The 5,760-nt window shown below is 65.3% G+C and carries 8 protein-coding genes and 1 pseudogene; 1 reads left to right on the top strand and 8 read right to left on the bottom strand.

From position 1 onward, the window contains the following. The 6 genes and pseudogenes from LH128_RS21610 to LH128_RS21585 form a co-directional block, all read right to left on the bottom strand. A pseudogene (locus LH128_RS21610) lies at positions 1–269 on the bottom strand (NmrA family NAD(P)-binding protein); the annotation flags it as partial. Next, positions 266–1,039: a phosphatidate cytidylyltransferase gene (locus LH128_RS21605; RefSeq protein ID WP_008831816.1), complete on the bottom strand. Its 774-nt coding sequence runs from the start codon at positions 1,037–1,039 to the stop codon at positions 266–268. The gene LH128_RS21605 and the pseudogene LH128_RS21610, both read right to left, overlap by 4 nt. Next, entirely contained in the window at positions 1,026–1,715 is a 690-nt protein-coding gene (gene uppS, locus LH128_RS21600; protein WP_008831815.1) for a polyprenyl diphosphate synthase, read from the bottom strand. The genes LH128_RS21605 and uppS overlap by 14 nt, the downstream gene beginning before the upstream one ends. A gap of 31 nt (positions 1,716–1,746) precedes the next feature. Further along, complete coding sequence (frr, locus tag LH128_RS21595) at positions 1,747–2,304, bottom strand: ribosome recycling factor (RefSeq protein WP_008831814.1); 558 nt, start codon at positions 2,302–2,304, stop codon at positions 1,747–1,749. A 3-nt stretch (positions 2,305–2,307) separates the two neighbouring features. Further along, the gene (pyrH, locus tag LH128_RS21590; protein WP_008831813.1) at positions 2,308–3,027 is read right to left on the bottom strand and encodes a UMP kinase; all 720 of its coding nucleotides are present in this window, start codon (positions 3,025–3,027) and stop codon (positions 2,308–2,310) included. Between the two features lie 101 nt (positions 3,028–3,128). Beyond that, complete coding sequence (locus tag LH128_RS21585; protein ID WP_036523283.1) at positions 3,129–3,560, bottom strand: winged helix-turn-helix transcriptional regulator; 432 nt, start codon at positions 3,558–3,560, stop codon at positions 3,129–3,131. 54 nt (positions 3,561–3,614) lie between these two features. On the opposite strand from LH128_RS21585, the gene LH128_RS21580 reads away from it, so the two are divergent. Next, positions 3,615–4,223: an NAD(P)-dependent oxidoreductase gene (locus LH128_RS21580; protein WP_202196490.1), complete on the top strand. Its 609-nt coding sequence runs from the start codon at positions 3,615–3,617 to the stop codon at positions 4,221–4,223. 193 nt (positions 4,224–4,416) lie between these two features. Here the strand turns inward: LH128_RS21580 and LH128_RS21575 are convergent, their stop codons facing one another. Both LH128_RS21575 and tsf read right to left on the bottom strand, forming a co-directional pair. Continuing rightward, a complete protein-coding gene (locus tag LH128_RS21575; RefSeq protein WP_008831810.1) occupies positions 4,417–4,956 on the bottom strand; it encodes a carboxymuconolactone decarboxylase family protein in 540 nt (179 codons plus the stop codon). A gap of 166 nt (positions 4,957–5,122) precedes the next feature. Next, a partial coding sequence (tsf, locus tag LH128_RS21570) for a translation elongation factor Ts (protein ID WP_008831809.1) occupies positions 5,123–5,760 on the bottom strand: 638 nt, incomplete at its 5' end.

Below are 5,760 nucleotides of genomic sequence, written 5' to 3'. Positions count from 1 at the left end.
GCCTCGATCAGCGCGGCGGGGCCGCCTGCAGCTTCGATCCCGGAACCCGCAAGCGCCTCACGCAGAGCAGGCAAGTGCACCTCATCGGCGACGACGGCGACCTCAGCTCCGAATTCCCGCGCCAGCTTCGCCAGTTCGGCCGCATTGGAATGCGCAGTCAGCGCCACCACGCGCCACTCGTCGCGATTGCGGCGGATCAGGTCGAGCGTCGAGGCGCCGATCGAGCCGGTCGCGCCAAGCACCGTCAGGGAGCGCAAAGAACCGGTCATGCCAACACCACGATAGCCATCGCCAGCAGGAACAGCACCGCCAGCAATCCGTCAACCCGGTCGAAGAAACCGCCGTGCCCCGGAATGAGGTTGCCCGAGTCCTTGAACCCCGCGCGGCGCTTCATCCAGCTTTCGAAAAAGTCGCCCGCCTGCGCACAGACCGCCACCAGCAGTCCGGCCGCAAGGCAGGTCGCAAAGAGCGGAACCGCGCCCGCCGTCGCGTACCAGCAGGGCTGCGTACCGAAGCACGACACCGCGTTCGCCGCCGAGACGTCGGGCGTAAGACGGATCGCGCCTTCCTGCCAAAGCTGCGCGGCGGTGAAGAGCGCGAGCGTCGCGCCCAGCGCCGCGCCCATCAGGCCCGACCATGTCTTGGACGGACTGATCGACGGCGCGATCTTCGGCCCGCGCAAGGTGCGGCCGGTGAAATAGGCGCCCACGTCCACCGCGATCACCGTCCCCAGCAAGGTCAGGATCGGCGCGAGGGTGAATGCATCGTTATGCAGGAACAACAGCATGGCCGCGCCGATGCCGACATAGAGCATCCCCACGAAGTTCCACGCGGCCCGCGCACCCGGTCCCGGAGTGATGCGACGGGCAAGCCTGATCCACTCCCACAGCACCCCGACCGAGACGGCGCAGACGAAGGCGATCCACACCGGCCCGCCCAGCCACAAGGCAGCCCCGGCGACCGCAACCATGACGATGGCCGAAAGCGTCCGCACCTTGAGATCGGAGGTGCCTTTCGCCGGAGGCTCAGCGCCCGCCATAGCGACGCTCGCGAGTGGTGAAGGCGCTCAGCGCATCGCGCAAGTGATCGGCGGTGAAATCCGGCCAGAGCACGTCGGTGAACAGCATTTCGGCGTAAGCCGCCTGCCACAGCAGGAAGTTCGACAGCCGGACCTCGCCCGAGGTGCGGATCAGCAAGTCGAGCGGCGGCAGGTCCGCCGTGTCGAGTTCCGCCGCGATCGTCTCGGGCGTGATCGGCCCCTTCGCCGCAGCCTTGGTCGCCGCGCGGGCGATCTCGTCCTGTGAGCCGTAGTTCAGCGCGACCGCCAGCGTCGTCTCGGTATTGTGCGCGGTCTTGGCCATCGCGCCTTCGACCAGTTCGACCAGTTCAGGCTTAAACGCCTTGTAATCGCCGATGATCTTGAGGCGCACGCCCGCCGCCGCGAATTCGTCGAGGTCGGAGAGGATGAAGCGCTTCATCAGGCTCATCAGGTCCGAGATCTCGTCCTCGGGCCGCCGCCAGTTCTCGGTCGAGAAGGCGTAGAGGGTCAGCGCCTCCAGCCCCATCTCGCGCGCGCCACGCACGACGCGGCGCACCGCCTCCACGCCGCGCTGGTGGCCCACCGCGCGCGGAAGCAGGCGCTTCTTCGCCCAGCGCCCGTTGCCGTCCATGATGATGGCGACATGACGGGCGCGCAGAGATTCGTCCTTGGCCATCAGGCTCCCTTCTCGGCGAAGCGCAACAGGCTCACTTGCCGAGGATTTCCTTTTCCTTGGCCGCGAAGACCTCGTCGAGGGCCTTGACCATCTCGTCGGTCAGCTTCTGGACTTCGGTTTCGCCGCGCTTGCGGTCGTCTTCCGAGATTTCCTTCTTCTTCTCGTCGGCCTTCAGGTTCTCGATGCCGTCGCGGCGCACGTTACGCACGGCGACGCGCGCCTTCTCGGCATAGGAGCTGGCGAGCTTGGCCAGTTCCTTGCGGCGCTCTTCGGTCAGATCGGGGATCGGCAGGCGCAGGGTGTTGCCGTCGTTGATCGGGTTCAGGCCCAGACCCGCCGAACGGATCGCCTTCTCGACCGGACCGATATTGGTCTTGTCCCACACCTGCACCGAAAGCATGCGCGGCTCGGGCGCCGAGATCGTCGCAACAGACGTGATCGGCATCGCGCTGCCATAGACGGTCACGGTGATCGGCTCCAGCAGCGCGGTGTTCGCGCGGCCGGTGCGCAGGCCCGAGAGGTCGTGCTTGAGCGCGTCGATCGCGCCCTTCATGCGGCGCTCGAGGTCCGCCTTGTCGTACTTTGCCATGGTTCAGGCTCCTTTCTGAACGATCGTCTTGGTGCCGCCACCCGCAAGGACGGTGGCCAGGTTGCCCTGCTCGCGGATCGAGAACACGACGATCGGAATGCTGTTGTCGCGGCACAGGGCCACGGCGGAGGCGTCCATCACCTGCAGGTTGTCGGCGAGGACGGTGTCGTAATCGACGGAATCGTACCGCTTGGCGTCGGGGTTGCGCTTGGGATCGCTGTCGTAGACGCCATCGACGCTGGTGCCCTTCAGAAGAGCATCGCAGCGCATCTCGGCGGCGCGCAGGGCGGCGCCGGAATCAGTGGTGAAGTACGGCGCGCCGACACCGGCAGCGAAGATCACCACGCGCCCCTTCTCAAGGTGGCGCTCGGCCCGGCGGCGGATCACCGGCTCGCAGACCTGGTCCATCTGCACGGCGCTCTGCACGCGCGTTTCCACGCCGATCTGTTCCAGCGCGTTCTGCATCGCCAGCGCGTTCATCACGGTGGCCAGCATGCCCATGTAGTCGGCCTGCGCCCGGTCCATGCCGCGCGCGGCGCCCGCCATGCCGCGGAAGATATTGCCGCCGCCGATGACAAGGCAGATCTCGAGCCCGGTTTCCTTGGCCGCCTTCACTTCCTTGGCAAGTTCCGCGACGAAATCGGGGTCGATTCCGAACTGCTGGCTCCCCATCAGCACTTCGCCCGAAAGTTTGAGCAGGACGCGCTTGTAGGGGGATGACATGCCGCTGGGTCTCCTGTGGGGGCCGGAAATACTGGAACGGCCCCGGCTTTAGGAGGGCAAGCGCGAATTGCCAAGGGGCTTGGACTGTGGATGAACCCGGTTCAGCGCGCCATTACGGACAGTTCTTCCTCACGCCGATCGTAAGCGACTTGCGCCGAGGCCACCGATCCCATCCGCCTCTCCGCCCAGTCGATCATCGCCTGCAGCGCATCAAGCAGTTCCCGCCCCAGCGGCGTTACCGCATAACTGACCGAAACCGGCACCGTCGGCACCACATCGCGGCGCACCAGCCCGTCGCGCTCCAGCGAGCGCAGGGTCTGGCTGAGCATCTTCTGCGAAATGCCGTCGATATGCCGCTTGAGCCCGTTGAAGCGCATGTCCCCGGCCCCGAGCGTCGTGAGGATCAGCACACTCCACTTGTCGGCGATACGATCGAGCAACTGCCGCGTCGGACAATCCGCCGCATAGACGTTGGGCGCGAGGCAGGCGGTTCCCTCAAGGTAACCCGGTGCGGTGAAAGTGCCTTCTTGCATGGTCATCGCCAATACCACATCTGGTCACCATTGGATACCTGGTGGAGAATGGAAATGAAGATCGCAGTCCTTGGTGCCAGCGGCCGCGCCGGATCGGAAATCACGAAGGAAGCCGCCGTTCGCGGCCACGAAGTCCTCGCCATCGCACGCAACCCGGAAAAGATCGCGACCGGCGAGCGGATCACGGCGGCGACGGGCGATGCCTCGGACCCTGCATCTCTCGCCGTCCTGATCGCCGGAAGCGACACCGTCATCAGCGCCCTGCACTTCGACGTGACGGCCGAAATCCTGCTCTCGGCAATCCGTGAAGCCGGCGTGCCTCGGCTGCTGGTGACCGGGGGCGCGGCCAGCCTGGAAGTCGCCCCGGGCAAGCGCCTGATCGACACACCGGACTTTCCCGAGGAATGGAAGACCTTCGCGATGGGCGGGATCACCTTCCTCGACGCACTGAGGCAGGTGGACGACGTGGACTGGACGTTCTTCTCCCCCGCCGCGCTGATCTTCGAAGGCCCGCGCACGGGCAGCTACCGCTCGGGCGGTGACGAACTGGTCACCGACGATGCAGGCGAGAGCAAGATCAGCTTCGCCGACTATGCAATTGCGATGGTCGATGAACTGGAAGCGCACAAGCATTCCAGGGAACGGTTTACGGCAGCTTATTGAGATAAAAGGGAAGTCCTGGGGCCATCGCCCCAGACCCCGGAATTGCCATCGCCCCGCGCGCAGACGCCTCAGCCCAACGTCGCGGCGCAGGCTTTAAAAGTCTCCCGGCGCAGCGCCATCGCATGACGAAACCGCGCACCAGACCTCGACGATATACGGGGTGCAGGGGTGGTAAACCCCTGCCTCCTCCCTCTTAGGCTGCTTCCGCCAAAGGCCCACCGATCGAGCAAACCCCATCCACACCCAGCACATGCGCCACCCTGCCCATAGCCATCCAGGCAGCAGTGCAATGCGTCAGATCGACGATCTCGGCATCGGTCATCACACTCTTTAGCTGCGCCCAGAACGCTTCGTCCTCGGCGAGTCCGCGCGGGTCGGTTCCCATCTTCTGCGAGTACCGCACGGCAAGACGCTCCTTCTCGGTCAGGCTGCCGAGGTCACCGCCGAGCACGGCCTGGTACATGGCCTCGTCAGGCGCATTGCCCTGCTCGATCACGCCGCCATCGTAGCCGAGAATCCGCAAGTCCCGCTGGGCGCGCCAGTTCATGCAGACGGTGCAGCCGTTGATGACGGCGGTGGCGATGCGGCATGCCTCGAACAGCCGCAGGGGCAGTTTGGAATACTGGTAGGGCGCCATCGCGAAGGCACCTGAAGCCCGGACGATTTCGGGCGAATACTGGACCGAAAGGTCCGGAATCGGATTCTGCGGCTGGGGAGCGAGTTCTACGCGCATGGGGCCTCTCCGGTTACGCCCGGATCTTGCCGGGTCGATGCGGGAGGCTACGCCGACCCTTTAATAAGTCAATCGTGCATGTTTTTTATGGGGCCTCAAACGAGACGGGCCGCAGAAGCATATGCTCCTGCGGCCTGCACGTTTCTTCAGCGAAGAAGGCTTGAGATCAGCCGGCGACCGCTGCGGCCACTTCGGCTGCGAAGTCCGTGACTTCCTTCTCGATGCCTTCGCCCAGCTGGAAGCGCACGTAGTCCTTGAGGACGATCTTCGCGCCGGCTTCCTTGCCGGCCTGGTCGACGACCTGCTGGATCGGGGTCTTGTTGTCCATGACGAAGACCTGCGAGAGCAGTGCGTTTTCCTTGGCGTACTTGGCGATCGCGCCGTCGACCATCTTCGCCTGCACGGCTTCGGGCTTGCCCGATTCGGCGGCCTTTTCCTGGGCGATCTTGCGCTCGCGCTCGATCAGCTCGGCGTCGAGGTCTTCGGCGTTCAGGGCCAGCGGGAAGGCAGCGGCGATGTGCATCGCGATCTGCTTGCCGAGACCTTCGAGAACGGCAGCAGGCGCTTCCGATTCCAGAGCCACGAGCACGCCGATCTTGCCGAGGTTCGGCGCAGCGGCGTTGTGCATGTAGGGAACGACGAGACCGGCCGAGACTTCGACGGTCTTCATGCGGCGAACCTGCTGGTTCTCACCGATGGTCGCGACGTTGTTGGTCAGGGCGTCGGTCACGGTGCCGCCGCCCGGGTAGGCCGATGCCTTGAGTGCTTCGACGTCGTCACCGGCAACGCCGAGCGCGGCTTCGG

Origin of the sequence: Sphingomonas sp. LH128 (assembly GCF_000293195.2) — a bacterium.
GTDB lineage: Bacteria > Pseudomonadota > Alphaproteobacteria > Sphingomonadales > Sphingomonadaceae > Novosphingobium > Novosphingobium resinovorum_A.
This window is presented reverse-complemented; position numbering and strand designations above follow the sequence as displayed.

What these genes read in the sequence shown, in the direction of transcription:
- LH128_RS21605 (WP_008831816.1), bottom strand. Translation starts at nt 1,039, where the DNA reads ATGGCGGGCGCTGAGCCTCCGGCGAAAGGCACCTCCGATCTCAAGGTG.
- uppS (WP_008831815.1), bottom strand. Translation starts at nt 1,715, where the DNA reads ATGGCCAAGGACGAATCTCTGCGCGCCCGTCATGTCGCCATCATCATG.
- frr (WP_008831814.1), bottom strand. Translation starts at nt 2,304, where the DNA reads ATGGCAAAGTACGACAAGGCGGACCTCGAGCGCCGCATGAAGGGCGCG.
- pyrH (WP_008831813.1), bottom strand. Translation starts at nt 3,027, where the DNA reads ATGTCATCCCCCTACAAGCGCGTCCTGCTCAAACTTTCGGGCGAAGTG.
- LH128_RS21585 (WP_036523283.1), bottom strand. Translation starts at nt 3,560, where the DNA reads ATGCAAGAAGGCACTTTCACCGCACCGGGTTACCTTGAGGGAACCGCC.
- LH128_RS21580 (WP_202196490.1), top strand. Translation starts at nt 3,615, where the DNA reads ATGAAGATCGCAGTCCTTGGTGCCAGCGGCCGCGCCGGATCGGAAATC.
- LH128_RS21575 (WP_008831810.1), bottom strand. Translation starts at nt 4,956, where the DNA reads ATGCGCGTAGAACTCGCTCCCCAGCCGCAGAATCCGATTCCGGACCTT.